The 14,353-nt window shown below is 56.6% G+C and carries 16 protein-coding genes and 1 other annotated feature; of the genes, 4 read left to right on the top strand and 12 right to left on the bottom strand.

The window, feature by feature from the left end; translation table 11 throughout:
* Positions 1-98 precede the first annotated feature (98 nt).
* Positions 99-1,046: a glycosyltransferase family 2 protein gene (locus KQI10_RS08980; protein ID WP_216567086.1), complete on the bottom strand. Its 948-nt coding sequence runs from the start codon at positions 1,044-1,046 to the stop codon at positions 99-101.
* Positions 1,047-1,174: 128 nt separating this feature from the next.
* Positions 1,175-1,381: a binding site (T-box leader), on the top strand.
* A 128-nt stretch (positions 1,382-1,509) separates the two neighbouring features.
* On the opposite strand from KQI10_RS08980, the gene KQI10_RS08975 reads away from it, so the two are divergent.
* The 3 genes from KQI10_RS08975 (at position 1,510) to KQI10_RS08965 (ending at position 5,597) form a co-directional block, all read left to right on the top strand.
* Positions 1,510-4,143 carry a valine--tRNA ligase gene (locus KQI10_RS08975; RefSeq protein WP_216567085.1) on the top strand — a complete coding sequence of 878 codons (2,634 nt, stop codon included), beginning with the start codon at positions 1,510-1,512 and terminating at the stop codon, positions 4,141-4,143.
* Positions 4,144-4,341: 198 nt separating this feature from the next.
* The gene (locus KQI10_RS08970) at positions 4,342-5,103 is read left to right on the top strand and encodes a nucleoside phosphorylase (RefSeq protein WP_216567084.1); all 762 of its coding nucleotides are present in this window, start codon (positions 4,342-4,344) and stop codon (positions 5,101-5,103) included.
* 53 nt (positions 5,104-5,156) lie between these two features.
* A complete protein-coding gene (locus KQI10_RS08965) occupies positions 5,157-5,597 on the top strand; it encodes a cytidine deaminase (RefSeq protein ID WP_371818396.1) in 441 nt (146 codons plus the stop codon).
* 62 nt (positions 5,598-5,659) lie between these two features.
* On the opposite strand, the gene KQI10_RS08960 is transcribed toward KQI10_RS08965, so the two are convergent.
* The 5 genes from KQI10_RS08960 to KQI10_RS08940 all read right to left on the bottom strand — a co-directional run bounded on the left by KQI10_RS08960 (position 5,660) and on the right by KQI10_RS08940 (position 9,287).
* On the bottom strand, positions 5,660-6,181 hold the full coding sequence (locus tag KQI10_RS08960; protein ID WP_371818394.1) for a helix-turn-helix domain-containing protein: 522 nt from the start codon (positions 6,179-6,181) through the stop codon (positions 5,660-5,662).
* Positions 6,182-6,237: 56 nt separating this feature from the next.
* Positions 6,238-7,236, bottom strand: coding sequence for a tyrosine recombinase XerC (locus KQI10_RS08955; protein ID WP_216567082.1), 999 nt, complete (start codon positions 7,234-7,236; stop codon positions 6,238-6,240).
* Between the two features lie 233 nt (positions 7,237-7,469).
* Positions 7,470-7,724, bottom strand: coding sequence for a hypothetical protein (locus KQI10_RS08950; RefSeq protein ID WP_216567081.1), 255 nt, complete (start codon positions 7,722-7,724; stop codon positions 7,470-7,472).
* Entirely contained in the window at positions 7,721-8,494 is a 774-nt protein-coding gene (locus KQI10_RS08945) for a class I SAM-dependent methyltransferase (RefSeq protein ID WP_216567080.1), read from the bottom strand. The genes KQI10_RS08950 and KQI10_RS08945 overlap by 4 nt, the downstream gene beginning before the upstream one ends.
* Positions 8,478-9,287, bottom strand: coding sequence for a DUF4037 domain-containing protein (locus KQI10_RS08940; protein WP_216567079.1), 810 nt, complete (start codon positions 9,285-9,287; stop codon positions 8,478-8,480). Before KQI10_RS08940 ends, KQI10_RS08945 begins: the two co-directional genes overlap by 17 nt.
* Positions 9,288-9,484: 197 nt before the next feature.
* Here KQI10_RS08940 and pfkA point away from each other — a divergent pair, with 197 nt between their 5' ends.
* Positions 9,485-10,456 (top strand): 6-phosphofructokinase, encoded by a 972-nt coding sequence (gene pfkA, locus KQI10_RS08935; protein WP_216567078.1) that lies wholly within the window; start codon positions 9,485-9,487, stop codon positions 10,454-10,456.
* A gap of 50 nt (positions 10,457-10,506) precedes the next feature.
* On the opposite strand, the gene KQI10_RS08930 is transcribed toward pfkA, so the two are convergent.
* The 6 genes from KQI10_RS08930 to rsmD all read right to left on the bottom strand — a co-directional run bounded on the left by KQI10_RS08930 (position 10,507) and on the right by rsmD (position 14,329).
* Entirely contained in the window at positions 10,507-11,394 is an 888-nt protein-coding gene (locus tag KQI10_RS08930; protein WP_216567077.1) for a site-specific tyrosine recombinase, read from the bottom strand.
* Between the two features lie 18 nt (positions 11,395-11,412).
* Positions 11,413-11,907 (bottom strand): hypothetical protein, encoded by a 495-nt coding sequence (locus KQI10_RS08925; protein ID WP_216567076.1) that lies wholly within the window; start codon positions 11,905-11,907, stop codon positions 11,413-11,415.
* Positions 11,908-12,243: 336 nt separating this feature from the next.
* Entirely contained in the window at positions 12,244-12,663 is a 420-nt protein-coding gene (locus KQI10_RS08920; RefSeq protein ID WP_216567075.1) for a DUF3792 family protein, read from the bottom strand.
* A 92-nt stretch (positions 12,664-12,755) separates the two neighbouring features.
* The gene (locus tag KQI10_RS08915) at positions 12,756-13,265 is read right to left on the bottom strand and encodes a hypothetical protein (protein WP_216567074.1); all 510 of its coding nucleotides are present in this window, start codon (positions 13,263-13,265) and stop codon (positions 12,756-12,758) included.
* Between the two features lie 15 nt (positions 13,266-13,280).
* Positions 13,281-13,778, bottom strand: coding sequence for a pantetheine-phosphate adenylyltransferase (gene coaD / locus KQI10_RS08910; protein ID WP_216567073.1), 498 nt, complete (start codon positions 13,776-13,778; stop codon positions 13,281-13,283).
* Positions 13,775-14,329, bottom strand: coding sequence for a 16S rRNA (guanine(966)-N(2))-methyltransferase RsmD (gene rsmD, locus KQI10_RS08905; protein WP_216567072.1), 555 nt, complete (start codon positions 14,327-14,329; stop codon positions 13,775-13,777). The genes coaD and rsmD overlap by 4 nt, the downstream gene beginning before the upstream one ends.
* Between the last annotated feature and the right edge of the window lie 24 nt (positions 14,330-14,353).

The following is a 14,353-nucleotide window of genomic DNA, read 5'->3' as shown; positions in this document are numbered from 1 at the left end:
CTGTGAAAACGAAACACTCAGGCCCGGTCGTTTCCGGGCGGCTAATAGCCGCCCCTACAGGCCCTCAACTCTTGATTCACATTGACAATTGTCAATTGTCAATTGTCAATTTCTTCTTCCCCGATCACTTCCTTCGCAATATAGATCGGCCGGCCTTTGCTCTGCTCGAAATTCCGGCCGACGTACTCTCCGATGATGCCGATGCAGAACAGCTGGATGCTGGAAAACAGCAGCAGAAGCACGATGATGGTTGCGTAGCCGGGAACGGCAATGCCCCGGGTCAGCTTTTCCACAACGACACAGATCAGGTAGAGGATGGCCGCGATGCCGCTGACCGTGCCGAAGAGGGTAGCCAGACGCAGGGGGGCCGTGGAGAAGCCGATGATGCCCTCGATGGCGTAGTTCAGGAGTTTCCAGAAGTTCCATTTGGTGGTGCCGCTGGCCCGCTTATCCGCGGTGTAGGGGATGAAGCAGGTGGCGTAGCCAACCCAGGCGAAGAGACCCTTGGAGAACCGGTGGTTCTCGCCCAGCAGCAGCAGACTGTCCCGGACGCTGCGGCGGAAGGTGCGGAAATCGCTGGCGTCGGGGTGCAAACGGACCTTGGAGAGCCTATTGATGACGGCGTAGAAGCTCTTTTTGAAGAAGGAGAGAACCTTGCCCTCGCCGCGCCGGTCCTGATAAGCCGCCACAATGTCGTATTCCGGCTGCTCGTCCAGAATCTTTACCATATCCCGGACGATTTCCGGCCGCTGCTGCAAATCCGCGTCAATGAGGCTGACGTATTCCCCGGAGGCGTGCCGCAGGCCGGCGTAAATACCCGCCTCCTTGCCAAAGTTCCGGGAGAAGGAGACAATCTTCACCTTGCAGTCGCCCCGGGCGTAGATTTTTTTCAGATTGTGCAGCGTGGCGTCCTGACTGCCGTCGTCAATGTAGACGATTTCGATTTCATATCCGCAGTCCCGGAAAGCCGCCAGTGCGGCTTCATGAAAGGGAATGACATTTTCCCCCTCGTTATAGCAGGGGACGACCAGAGATAGCTTTACCATAGAAATACACTCCAAGTGCCAAAATCATGTTCATTATAGCCATGTTCCGGGCTTGCGTCAAGGAAAAGCGGTGTTTTTCGAAAAAAGCCTTGACATTCTTCCCACGGACGGCTAAAATACAACCAAATGCAAACGCATGGAACGGGAGGTTTCCCTTGAAGAAGGCCAGCAGAGAGGGCGCGGGTGGTGTGAGCGCTCAGGCCGGCAGGGGAATGGTCGCCCGGGAGCGGACTGCCTGAAGGGGAGTAGGGCAGTACGGGTCAGCCCGTTACAGCGTTCGAGTGCCCGTAAATCGGGAATTCAGGTGGTACCGCGGAAAGCTTTTCGCCCTGGGTGTTGCTTCACCCGGGGCGTTTTTTGGCTTCCCCTGGGGGAAGCTGTCGCGGCCCTGTGGGCCATGACTGATGAGGGGCGGTACAGACTTTCCGGACGGGAAAGCCTATGTTTCGAAAGGAGATTCACAATGGCAAAAGAACTGAACAAGGTCTACGAGCCCCAGGCTGTGGAGGCCGAGATCTACAAAATGTGGCAGGAGGGTGGTTACTTCCACGCGGAGCGGGATGAGAACAAAAAGCCCTTTACCATCGTCATGCCGCCCCCCAACGTCACCGGCCAGCTCCACATGGGCCACGCCATGGACGCGACGCTCCAGGACAGCATCATCCGCTTCAAGCGGATGCAGGGCTACAATGCCCTCTGGATTCCCGGTGTGGACCATGCAGGCATTGCCACCCAGATCAAGGTGGAAGAGGAGCTGCGCAAGGAGGGTCTGACCCGGTATGACCTGGGCCGGGAAAAGTTCCTGGAGCGGGTTTGGGACTGGAAGAACCGGTTCGGCAACCGGATTGTGGAGCAGCAGAAGAAGCTGGGCTCCAGCTGTGACTGGGACCGGGCCAGATTCACCATGGACGAGGGCTGCTCCAAGGCCGTCCGGGAGGTCTTCGTCTCCCTGTATGAAAAGGGCCTGATCTACAAGGGCAGCCGGATCATCAACTGGTGCCCCCACTGCGTCACCGCTCTGAGCGATGCCGAGGTGGAATACGTGGATAAGCCCGGCCATCTGTGGCACATCCGCTACCCCCTGGAGGATGGCTCCGGGGAGGTCATCGTGGCCACTACCCGTCCGGAAACCATGTTGGGTGACTCCGGCGTCTGCGTCAACCCCAACGATGAGCGCTACAAGGCCATTGTGGGCAAGAACGTGATCCTGCCCCTGCTGAACAAGCCCATCCCCGTGGTGGCCGACGACTACGCCGAAATGGAATTCGGCACCGGCTGCGTGAAGATGACCCCCGCCCACGACCCCAACGACTTCGAGGTGGGCCTGCGGCACAATCTGGAGGTCATCCGGGTGCTGGACGACGAGGGCAAGGTGAATAGCCTCGGCGGCAAGTACGAGGGCATGGATCGGTATGAAGCCCGGAAGGCCATTGTGGCCGACCTGGACGCCCAGGGCTACCTGGTGAAGGTGGAGGACTACGCCCACAACGTGGGCACCTGCTACCGCTGCCACAACGATGTGGAGCCCATCATCTCTGCCCAGTGGTTCGTGAAAATGAAGCCCCTGGCCGAAAAGGCCATTGACGTGGTGAAGGAAGGGGAGACCAGATTCGTCCCTGACCGCTTCACCAAGACCTACCTCAACTGGATGGAGAACGTCCGCGACTGGTGCATCTCCCGGCAGCTGTGGTGGGGCCATCAGATTCCCGCCTGGACCTGCGCCGACTGCGGCCACATTACTGTGTCCCGGGAGGACGCCTGCAAGTGCGAGAAGTGCGGTTCCACCCATATTGAGCGGGACCCCGATGTGCTGGACACCTGGTTCTCCTCCGCTCTGTGGCCCTTCGAGACTCTGGGCTGGCCTGAGAAGACTCCGGATCTGGACTATTTCTACCCCACGGACGTGCTGGTCACGGGCTACGACATCATCTTTTTCTGGGTTGCCCGGATGATTTTCTCCGGCTGCGAGCACACCGGCAAGGCCCCCTTCCACACCGTGCTGATTCACGGCCTGGTCCGGGACGACAAGGGCCGCAAGATGTCGAAATCTCTGGGCAACGGCATTGACCCCCTGGAAATGATCGACAAGTACGGCTGCGACGCCCTGCGGATGAATATGGTCACCAGCAACTCTCCCGGCAACGATATGCGCTTCTATGTGGAGCGCTGCGAGGCCATGCGGAACTTCGCCAACAAGCTCTGGAACGCCTCCCGGTATGTGCTGATGAATCTGGGCGAGGACTTTGTGCCCCAGCTGCCCACGGAGCTGGAAATTGCCGACAAGTGGGTGCTGTCCAAGCTGAACACCCTCATTGCCGAGGTCACCGACAACATGGAGCGCTATGAGCTGGGCATTGCCGTCCAGAAAATCTATGACTTCATCTGGGACACCTACTGCGACTGGTACATCGAGCTGACCAAGGCCCGGCTGTACTCCGAGGATGCCTCCCGGAAGAACACCGCCATGCAGGTGCTGGTGTATGTGCTGGATCAGACGCTGCGGCTGCTGCACCCCTTCATGCCCTTCATCACCGAGGAAATCTGGCAGAGCCTGCCCATGCGGGAGAGCGCCCTGATTGTGGCCAAGTGGCCCGAGGCCAGCGAAAAGCTGAGCTTCAAGACCGAGGAGGCCCACATGGAGTCCGTTATGAACGCCATCCGGGCCATCCGCAACCGCAGAGCCGAGATGAACGTGCCCCCCTCCAAGAAGGCAACGCTGTATGTGCTCACCGCCGCGTCCCAGGTCTTCACCGAGGGCGAGGGCTTCATCCAAAGACTTGCCTACGCCGACAAGGTGGAGCTGCTGGACAAGGAGCCGGAGAACCTGAACGGTCTGGTGACCTGCGCCACCGCTGACGCCAAGCTCTATATCCCCATGGGCCAGCTGGTGGACATCGCCAAGGAGCAGGAGCGTATCTCCAAGGAGCTGGACAAGGCCAGAAAGAACCTGGCAGGTCTGAACGGCAAGCTCTCCAACGAGAATTTTGTCTCCCGTGCCCCCGAGGCCGTGGTCAACGCCGAACGGGAAAAGGCCAAAAAGGCCGCCGATCTGATCGCGGCTCTGGAAGAGAGCCTGGAAGCGCTGAAGGCGCTGTAAGGCCGTAAGAATAGGCACAAGGGGCCTGCGAAAATAGGAAACTTGTAGGGGCGGCTACCAGCCGCCCGCTGCCTTTCGGAACAGAACGCTGGAATAAAGCGCACAATTCCGTGAGATAGCGGGCGGCAGGTTGCCGCCCCTACAGAACACCCTATCTTGCAGCAGCCCCTAAAGTAAAACAAAATAAGGGAGCCCACCATGCTTTTAGAGGAATTCGACCCAAGTTTCCATGCTGTCATCGATGCTTCCATGTGCGTCCATCCCGTGGAAAATCTGCCGGAGATCGCCGTTTCCTGCTTTTCCCGCCATCTTTTTGAGGCAGTTCTTTCCTTTTTTCAGCCGGAGCGGGTCTGCGGCGTAGGGGGCGCCAACGGGAAAGCACCGGTGTATGCCGTGGGCTACCGGGGCAAGCGCATTGCCTTTTACGAGTCCAGAGTAGGGGAACCCGCCTGCATTGGGGACTTTGAGGATTTGATTGCCATGGGGCTGAAAAAGCTCATCCTCTTCGGCAACTGCGGGGTACTGGACCGGTCCATTGAGGACTGCGGAATTATCATCCCCACCCGGGCCATTCGGGACGAGGGCAGCAGCTATCACTATGCCGCCGCTGCGGACTTCATCGACGTGAACCGCATGTACCGGGATGTGTTCCGCCAGGTCCTTGCCGACTGCGGCTGCCCTTACGTGGAGGGCACGACCTGGACAACGGATGCACCCTACCGGGAGACGGCGGAAAAGGTCCGGCGCAGGAAAGCCCAGGGGGCAATCTGCGTGGAGATGGAATGCGCCGGAATGCAGGCCGTGGCCGACTTCCGGGGCGTGGATTTCTTCCAGTTCTTCTATGCTGGGGACAATCTGGACCACTCCCAATGGCAGTCCAGGAGCCTGTCCGGCCACGTCCGCCTGGACGATAAGAGCAAGATTGCACTGCTGGCCTTTGAGCTGGCAGCGAAGCTATAAAAAGGGCAGTAACGGTACAAATCAAACGCTGATATAGGAGGGAGCGATTACCTGTGAATGACAGAGAAATTGGACATCAAATGTACCAAATGGCTACGGACTTTGTGAAAAAGCGGTTTCCGACCGGCTGGGGCGGCTGCGCTGTCCTATTCACAGAAGACAAGCAGTTCCTGATATCTGTGGCATTGGAATCCTTTAATGCCGGGGCAGGGTTGTGCATGGAAACAGGCGCAATGTGTGAAGCCCAGAAGTTCAACCTGAGGGTTACGCATTCACTGTGCGTTTCAAGGGACAGTGAAAGGGATGCTTTCAAAATTCTGACGGCCTGCGGAATATGCCAGGAACGGCTGCGATATTGGGGCGGCAATGTGAAAATTGCAATTACAAATCCCGAAAATGAGGTTATTTTCCATACGCTGGACGAATTATCCAACCATTACTGGGGCAATGCCTTTCCACAGTCTGAGTGGGACGTGTACGACCGTCAAATCTGATTTTTTTGCCATAGTAAAGCTGCTGCAAATCTGTTTTTGATGGATTTGCAGCAGCTATTTTGTCAAATCAGCAGCCCGATGACCAGGCCAACCACCAGCCCGCCGATGGCGGCCAGAACCATCATGACAGGGTCAGCCCGGTAGCGGTAACGGACGACCTTTTTGACCACGGGCTTCTCCACCACCCGTTCCACGACCCGATCTACCGGCACCTCCCGGACCACGACCTTTGGTTCCCGGGGAGGTGCTTCCTTTTCGATATAGACGGGCTTTTCTACGGTTTTCTCAATATAAACCGGTTTCTCAACGACTTTTTCAATATAAACTGGCTTCTCCTCCACGGAATGGACGATCACGGGAGGGGAGGGGATGGTGGCGTGTTTTCCGGAGGCCAGATACTCGCTGTCCGTATCCAGAGCGTCCGCCAGCTGAATGAGGCGCAGGGGGTCCGGGGTGGAGATGTCGTTTTCCCATTTGCTCACCGCCTGCCGGGTGACGCCCATGCGCTCCGCCAGCTGCCCCTGGGAGAGGGAAGCGGCTCTGCGCAATTCTATGATTCGCTCTCCGATGGATATGGAAAACACCTCCTTACAGTGACAAATATCTGGCAACTATCGGTTGCTATTCCTATTATATCTGATTATTTCGAAAAATCAAGTTTGGAAAGGGGATTGGCCTCGCTGGCAATTTTCAGCTCGGTATTTTCAATATGGGTGTAGATCTGGGTGGTGTTCAGGTTCTCATGGCCCAGAACTTCCTGAACGGTTTTCACATCCACGCCGCCGGAGAGCATCATGGTGGCCGCCGTGTGCCGCAGCTTATGGGCGGAGAACTGGGTGGAATCCAGCCCAGCCTGGAGCAGAGCCTTTTTCACCAGCCGGTGAACCGCCGTGACGCTGATGCGGTTCTTGTCCCGGGAGCCGAAAAGGGCACGGTTGTCGGACAGCTCAATCTGATTCCGTTCCTCCAGATAGGCGTCAATGGCTTTCCGGCAGGCGGTGCCGAAATAGACGAATCGCTCCTTGTTACCCTTGCCGATGACCCGGATGCGGTCCTCATAGACATCCGTCAGGTTCAGCCCCACCAGCTCGCTGCGCCGGATGCCGCAGTTCAGGAAGAGCATCAATATGGCGTAGTCCCGCTTTTCATTGGGGCCGGAGACCGCTTTCAGCAGGGCGGCGGATTCTTCCATGGTCAGATATTTGGGCAGACTTTTGCGCAGCTTGGGATATTCCAGGTCTGCCACGGGATTTTCGCTCAATTGTTTGGTCCGCACCGTCAGATACTTATAGAAGGATTTGATGGCGGAGAGCTTCCGGGCCCGGCTGGCGGCCTCAATGCCGCGTTCCGGCACAGCCTCATCCGGCCGGGCCACCCGGTCGTTGGCCAGATAGGAGAGGAAGTCGAAAATCTCAGACTGGGTGACGGTGCCCAGAAAGGCCACGTCAATGTCCCGGATGTCGATGGTGTCCAGATCGGTGTCCACGGGCATTTCATTGCGCATGAGTTTCAGGAATCGCAGGAACATCCGCAGATCCAGATAGTATTCATGGATGGTCAGCGGCGATTGGCCTTTGATGTTTTCGTGGTAAGTTAAGAAGTTCCGCAGAATCTGCGGACAGTCACGGTATTGCTGCATAGATTTGATCCCAAAGAATCGGAAAAGGCGGGAGAGGGTCCTGAATGAAGGCGGAGCCAGCTTTGGAATGAACGCAACAAAATAAAAATTTTGTTGCGTTAGAAGTGCATTTTCAAAGCGGTTCTCACGAACCGTGGCTCCAGACGCTTTTTCAGGCCCTTCCGGACCGTTTTCCGCTTTTGGGGGTTTCCTTTCCTAAGTTTCTTTTAGAATAGCCGATTCTTCTTCAAATGTCAATCAATTGTTTCGGTTATCCGCGCCGGAGTACCACCGACGCGGATATTATATTGATCGACATGAAAGTATTTACCAAGGGGCCGATGCCCACATGCGCCAAGAATCTGACGATTTGGCCGCGTAAAAGCCTTTTCCAGATTGCACCGGATCTGCTCCTCGGTGCTGAGCATGGGGTCCGAAAAATCCGGGTCTCCCTGAAAGCGCTCAGCGAATTCCCGGCAGTCCGCATAACTGCCGACGGGCTTTATCATAGCGCTTCCCTTCCTTTTGGCTTCCTTGCCATTACACAGTACCAGTCATCCTCGTCTGTGTATGCGCCCCACTGCGCCGGAACCAGGCGTATTTCCACATCCGTATACCCCATAGCGCGCAGTTCTTCCAGAAGCGGCCGCTGAGACACGGGATTGTAATGTTCAATGAAATGCTCCTTTTGAAAGATGCGGTTTTCTTTCTCAAATGTAAAAAGCAGATTGAAATCAATGGTCCCATCCGAATTGTGGTCCCAGACCTGTACAAGGTTGACACGGGTGTTTCCGTGAAAAGATGGGTTGTAGGTATAAAATCGCTGATTTGTTCTGCGAATCTTGTCCCAATTCCGAAGGTCAAAATACAGATAACCGCCGGGAGCAACCAGAGCATCCATTTGGTGCAGCGCTGTGATGACCTCTTCGTTCGTTACATAGGCAAGGCTGTTTCCGGTGCTGGCAACGCAATCGAACTGACGTGTAAAATGCTTCGAGACTTCCCGGAAGTCACTGCATTGCAAATGGACAGAGTACCCCTTTGCAGTTGCTTTTTTGTCACATCTGCTCAGCATGGCCTCGCTAAGATCCGAGCCGTACAGGTCAATGCCTAAGTCCAGAACTGGCAGCGTCATATTCCCACTGCCGATGCTTACATCCAAAAGCGAGCGGACGGGCTTTCCCTTCAGGAGATACTGCCAGTGCCCTTTTGTGATTTCGTATCTACTGTCGTTTTCCAGCAGGTCATAAATATCCGCGCGATCATATAGCTTTTCCATCTGCTTCTGTCTCCTTCTCCACCAATTCCTGAAGATTCCCGACCATCGTGTCCAGCACCTTCAGGAACCGTTCCGGATTTGCGAACATACAGGCAAAGGCCTCGTCCAGATCTTCCCCGAAGTCCTTCGGCAGAATCTTTGCCCTTGCTTTCAATGTGCTGGCCATGCGCTTTTCCCCCGGGTGGGTCATGCGGTTCAGGGCGAAGAGAATGTCGAAATAGGATTCCAGAAACGCCGCCATCCGATGGTTGACGCTGGGCCTGTCTTCCCTGCTGACCGCCTTGCGCAGCTGCGCGTCATAGGAGGGCAGATTTCCGGTGAGCAGACGCAGATTGCGCCGGATAATATTCTGCCGCAGCGCCTCCGGATACGGCACATCGAAGCGCTGCCGCAGGGCGGCGTAGCGGCCGTCCCGGTCATAGAGAATGCGGCTGTGCAGCAGATTGTGCCACATACAGGTGGTGTAGCCGTTACGCGCGTAATGCAGCTCTGCCACAGAGGCAACGTCCCGGGCGAAGGAATCCAGATTCCGGTAGAGAATGTCAATGGGGATGCCATTGAGCAGGACGCAGTCGTCCTCCAGTTCCCAGAAGTCATTGCCCAGCTCCATATGACCGCAGACCCGGCTAAGGATCTCCCGGCGGGCCTCCGCGGACGGAATTTCCGTACAGTAGACATAGAGATCGTAGTCCGATTTCCGGTCGTACCCTTCCCCTGCTCTCGATCCGCCCAGAACGAGGGCTTCGATTTCCGGCAGCCCCCGCAGCGCGGCGCACAGCGCTTCAAAATACATTTGGCGCCCCTCCCGCTTTTGTGATACTTTTATTATACCCTTCCGCCGCCCAAAAGCAAGCAAAAACCGCAATTTCATCAAAGAAGCGAAATTGATACAAAAAAACACGATATTTTGCTGATTTTTATCTTTACATTGACTTCGTTTTCCGGTAAAATAAGATTATGGCTATTAACCCATAATTAGGAGGTTCTATTATGAGCGTTAGAAGAATCGGCGTGCTGACCAGCGGCGGCGATGCCCCCGGCATGAACCCCTGCGTCCGCGCGGTTGTACGTACCGCACTGTACCACGGAGTGGAGTGCTACGGCATCCGCCGGGGCTGGAACGGCCTGATCAACGGCGACATCGTCCGTCTGGACGAGAAGAGCGTGGCCCACACCATCAACCGTGGCGGCACCATCCTCTATACCGCCCGCAGCTCGGAATTCATGACCGAGGAGGGCCAGCGCAAGGCCGTCTCCACCTGCAAATTCCTTGGACTGGACAGCATCATCGCCATCGGCGGTGACGGCACCTTCCGGGGCGCTCTGGCCCTGAGCAAGTACGGCATCAACGTCATCGGCATTCCCGGCACCATCGATAACGACATCAGCTGCACCAACTACTGCATCGGTTTCGACACCGCCGCCAACACGGCCATCGAGTGCATCGATAAGCTGCGGGACACCATGCAGTCCCACGAGCGCTGCTCCGTCGTGGAGGTCATGGGCCGCAACGCGGGCTACCTTGCCATGTATGTGGGTCTGGCCTGCGGCGCTACCGCCGTTCTGGTCCCCGAGGAGCCCATTGATTTCGAAAAGGACGTCATCGAGAAGATTCGTCAGGCCCGGTTCAACGGCTTCACCCACTACATGATCGTGGTGGCCGAGGGCGCCGGCAAGGCCACGGAGATCGCGGCCAGGATCAAGGAAGCCATCGATCTGGATCCCCGGGTCACCGTTCTGGGCCACATCCAGCGGGGCGGCTCCCCCTCCGGCAGAGACAGAGTCAACGCCACCAAGATGGGCTATCTGGCCGTTGAGCTGCTGCTTCAGGGCAAGACTAACCGCATTGTCTGCACCCATGAGGGCGGCTTCACCGATGTGGACATTGACGAGGGTCTGGCTATGAAGAAGAGCATCCAGCAGATGGAAGTGGACGTTCTGGCGGCCATGACAGGCATCTGAACAGAATCATAAAATCAGAAAAGAGCTTACGGTTTTACCGTAAGCTCTTTTTATGCCTTTGGATGGCACTTTTGATAGACGTTTTTAATTTTCTGATTGATCAGATGGGCATACATCTGGGTGGAGGAGATATCGCTGTGGCCCATGAGCTCCTGCAGGGAGCCAAGATCCGCACCGTTTTCCAGCAGATGCACCGCAAAGCTGTGGCGCAGGGTGTGGGGCGTGATCTCCTTCTCGATGCCCGCCTTACCCTGATAGTATTTCAGGATTTTCCAGAATCCCTGACGGCTCATGCGGGTGCCGCCGATGTTGACGAACAGGGCCTGCTCGTTGGCATCCAGGACCATGGCGGGACGCACGTCCTTCAGATACACCGCCAGCGCCTTCTGGGCCGCGGGATACAGAGGGATCACCCGGGATTTTTTTCCGCTGTGGCACTTTACCAGGGCCAGCTCCAGGTTCACGTCCTCTACGTTCAGACTGATAAGCTCTGTGACACGCATACCTGTGGCATACATGACCTCCAGCATGGCCTTGTCCCGGTAGCCCTTGTGGTCCACACAGGCAGGCTGGGCCAGCAGAAGCTCCACTTCCTTGCCGGTCAGAATCTGGGGGAGCTTCTTCTCTCCCCGCTCCACATGGATCTCACCGCTGATGGGAGAGACCTCCAAAAAGCCGCCGGACACGGCATAGGCATAAAAATTCTTCAGACTCGCCAAGGAACGGGAAGCCGTAGCCCCGGACTTTCCCTGATCCTGCAGATACGCAAGGTAGTCCCGGATATTCACTTGTGTCGCGCTTACAAGCTCAGGGACACCGTTCTCTGACAGCCATTCGGAAAACTGCCGAATGTCACGCATGTACGAAGAAACGGTATTCTCGGATGCCTGCTTGACTTTGATGAGATAGTTCTCATAAGCCCTGATAATATCCAGCATGAACCGAAGTACCTATCCTTATTCTAATTCTATCAGAAATGCCCCGAAGGGCATGACCAAACGATGATCCGCCAGTCCGATAGCGATCGCCGCGGCGGCGGCCAGCAGGTACGCATTCCTGCCCCTCCTGCCGGCGGGCTGAAGCCAGGCGAAAAAGAGAAATGGGCAAAGCGCCAGTTCCGAAAAGAGGAACACCGGCCACAGCAGCCATCCCGCGCTGCCAAACCCGGCGCTTACGCCCCGTGCCCCATAGGCAAGGGCTGCTCCGCCGAAGAAAGCGGCGGCAGGGATGCTCCCGGGAAATGCCCACTGCAGTGCCGCGGAACACAGCACCTGCCCAAGCAGACGGCCCGAGCAGCACCGGAGCCCGGCATTCGAAAACCCGGGGTGAAAACGAATCCCAAGCGCCCGGGCGGCAATGCATCCGGCCAGCAGACCGCAGACCCAGGCGGCTTTCAGGACTGCCAAATGCGCCCGCCGGGAGAGATCTGTCCTCTGCGGGGAACCATTCATGGCGTTCCCTCCGGCGATTTCCAAAACCATCTAGAAAAGAGACAGAATTCACCCGCTTTTGATACAGACATACTATACTCCGTTTTTACCAAAAATTCAAGTATCATTCACCGAAATACGTTTTTTTGTAGATTCTGACAATTTTTATGTTAATATTGTTATGTCAACAAATCTGATAACCGAACAAAAGTTTTTACCGTTTTCGACTATTGCGTCATTTTCTTGAAGAAAGCCCACGGAAATAGGGTAAAATTTTACATTGCACTTTTTCTTGCAGAAAGTTGCGGAAGGTAAATTTTATTTACCTATTATGGGTTTTTGTGCAATTTGACGAATCTACCTATATTTTTTCGGGCCCTTCCTCCCCTTTCCCGCTCTGGCGGACAGGAGAAACGCAGTGCCGCTGCCCCCGATTATCAGCATTGCCGTAGGGAAAAATCCGTCCAATTGTCCGCCGAAGAACAGCGCCGTCAGGGCTGTCAGAGTGACGAGATAGCACACCGCCGCACCCAAAAATACCAGAGCTCTTCTGTGTTTGATGCGTCCGTAGGCCACTGATCCTCCCAGCGCCGCGGACAGGAACACCAGGGCCATGACGCCGTAGCCAAGGCTTCCTTCACGGACAGTTCCGCTGACGATCAGCCCCGCCAGCAGTGCGGACAGCGCCAGCGTGGACGCCATAGCTGCCAGAGTGCCTATGGCCAGCCCCTTTGGAAAGCTGGCCGCCAGACCGGATGGTTTTCGATCAACGCGCATTCTCCTCTCCCCCTTCCCTGTCAGCCTATTCACCGCAAGGCAAAAAAATCACCGCCGCGGAAAAACCACGGCGGTGATCACGCAATATCAACTTACATCTCCACGTCAACGTTGGGGGCGGCCTTGCGCTGCTGCTCCTGAGCCTCGGTGACGGTGCGGAACTTGACCCGGGTGTCCCGGACCTCGTTCAGGGCCTTGGCGATGGTCTCCTCGGTCTCCTTCAGCTGGGCGTCCATATATTCGTTGCCCGCCTTGCGCAGCTGATCGATGCGGTTCTGGGTCTGGGCCACCAGCTCCTCGCTGCGCTTCCTGGCCTCCTCATAGATGGCCTCCTTGGTGACCAGCTGGGCCGCCTGCTCCTGGGCCTGCCGCAGGACGCCCTCTGCCTCCCGGCGGGCCTGGTTGATCAGGTCGTTCCGGGATTCCACAATGGTCCGTGCCTGCTTCAGCTCCCCGGGCATCTGGGCGATGACCTCGTCCAGCATATCCAGCACCCGATCCCGCTCCAGAATGCACTTGTCTGCCGCCAGGGGCATGGTACGGGCATCCTGAACCATATCGTAAAGAGAGCCGATGATGTCTTCAATGTTGCTGCTGCTCATGTATATTCCTCCTGTTTATGGTGTTTGCCTGGTTCGTTCTTCCAGACGCCGCCGGAAATCCGGGATAATGGCCTGGGGGATGAAGTCGGTCAGTTCCGCGCCGTAAGAGCCCAGTTCCTTGACAATGCTGGAGCTGAGGAACATATACTGGCTGGCCGACGTCAGAAACATGGTGTCCAGGTCCGGGTTGATCTTCCGATTGATGAGGGCCATCTGGAATTCGTTTTCAAAGTCTGAACCGGCCCGCAGGCCCTTGACCACCACACAGCTGCCTCTGCGCCGGGCGTATTCCGCCAGCAGCTCGGAGGAGCCGTCCACCTCCACATTGGGCAGATCCTCCGTTACCCGGCGAATCAGCGCCACCCGCTCTTCCAGAGAGAACATGGGGTGCTTGCCCGCGTTGACCATAACGCAGACAATCAGCTTGTCGAATATATTGGCAGCCCGCCGGATAATATCCAGATGGCCGTTGGTGACAGGGTCAAAGCTGCCCGGATAAATGGCTGTTTTCATAATTCACCGTTCTCTTTGCGGTAGATCGCAAGGAGGGTCTTTCCGTATTTATAGTCTTTGGAACGGCTATAGCCGGGGAATTCGGCAAGGAGCTCCTTTCCCAGAGGCCGTTCCGTGACTATTATACCACCGGAACGCAAAATGTCAATTTCCGTGATGCGTTTTAGGGCTGTTTCCAGAAAAACCTCCGCGTAGGGCGGGTCCAGAAAAATGATATCAAATTGCTCCCGGCACCGGTTCAGGTAGTCCAGATAGTCGCAGCGGACCACGCTCCCCTGCTCCGAAAGCCGGGTGCGCTTCAGATTCTCCCGAATGAGGGCGCAGGCATCCTCCCGGGCGTCCACAAATACCGCCCGTTCCGCCCCCTGGCTCAGGGCCTCGATGCCCAGCTGCCCGGTGCCGCCGAACAGATCCAGCACCCGGGCCCCCGCCACGTCAAAGCGGATAATGCTGAACAGCGCTTCCTTCACCCGGTCCGCCGTGGGCCGGGTCAGCATTCCCTGGGGCGTTTTCAGTTGAATGCCCCGGGCCTTTCCTGTGATTACACGCATATGCTTTTCTCCTAATGATTTCCT

Origin of the sequence: Pseudoflavonifractor sp. MSJ-30 (genome assembly GCF_018918045.1) — a bacterium.
Lineage (GTDB): Bacteria > Bacillota > Clostridia > Oscillospirales > Oscillospiraceae > Faecousia.
This window is presented reverse-complemented; position numbering and strand designations above follow the sequence as displayed.

Bases quoted from the DNA above. Each gene is read 5' to 3' on its own strand.
- KQI10_RS08980 (WP_216567086.1), bottom strand. From the start codon at position 1,046: ATGGTAAAGCTATCTCTGGTCGTCCCCTGCTATAACGAGGGGGAAAAT.
- KQI10_RS08975 (WP_216567085.1), top strand. From the start codon at position 1,510: ATGGCAAAAGAACTGAACAAGGTCTACGAGCCCCAGGCTGTGGAGGCC.
- KQI10_RS08970 (WP_216567084.1), top strand. From the start codon at position 4,342: ATGCTTTTAGAGGAATTCGACCCAAGTTTCCATGCTGTCATCGATGCT.
- KQI10_RS08955 (WP_216567082.1), bottom strand. From the start codon at position 7,236: ATGCAGCAATACCGTGACTGTCCGCAGATTCTGCGGAACTTCTTAACT.
- KQI10_RS08950 (WP_216567081.1), bottom strand. From the start codon at position 7,724: ATGATAAAGCCCGTCGGCAGTTATGCGGACTGCCGGGAATTCGCTGAG.
- KQI10_RS08945 (WP_216567080.1), bottom strand. From the start codon at position 8,494: ATGGAAAAGCTATATGATCGCGCGGATATTTATGACCTGCTGGAAAAC.
- KQI10_RS08940 (WP_216567079.1), bottom strand. From the start codon at position 9,287: ATGTATTTTGAAGCGCTGTGCGCCGCGCTGCGGGGGCTGCCGGAAATC.
- pfkA (WP_216567078.1), top strand. From the start codon at position 9,485: ATGAGCGTTAGAAGAATCGGCGTGCTGACCAGCGGCGGCGATGCCCCC.
- KQI10_RS08930 (WP_216567077.1), bottom strand. From the start codon at position 11,394: ATGCTGGATATTATCAGGGCTTATGAGAACTATCTCATCAAAGTCAAG.
- KQI10_RS08925 (WP_216567076.1), bottom strand. From the start codon at position 11,907: ATGAATGGTTCCCCGCAGAGGACAGATCTCTCCCGGCGGGCGCATTTG.
- KQI10_RS08920 (WP_216567075.1), bottom strand. From the start codon at position 12,663: ATGCGCGTTGATCGAAAACCATCCGGTCTGGCGGCCAGCTTTCCAAAG.
- KQI10_RS08915 (WP_216567074.1), bottom strand. From the start codon at position 13,265: ATGAGCAGCAGCAACATTGAAGACATCATCGGCTCTCTTTACGATATG.
- coaD (WP_216567073.1), bottom strand. From the start codon at position 13,778: ATGAAAACAGCCATTTATCCGGGCAGCTTTGACCCTGTCACCAACGGC.
- rsmD (WP_216567072.1), bottom strand. From the start codon at position 14,329: ATGCGTGTAATCACAGGAAAGGCCCGGGGCATTCAACTGAAAACGCCC.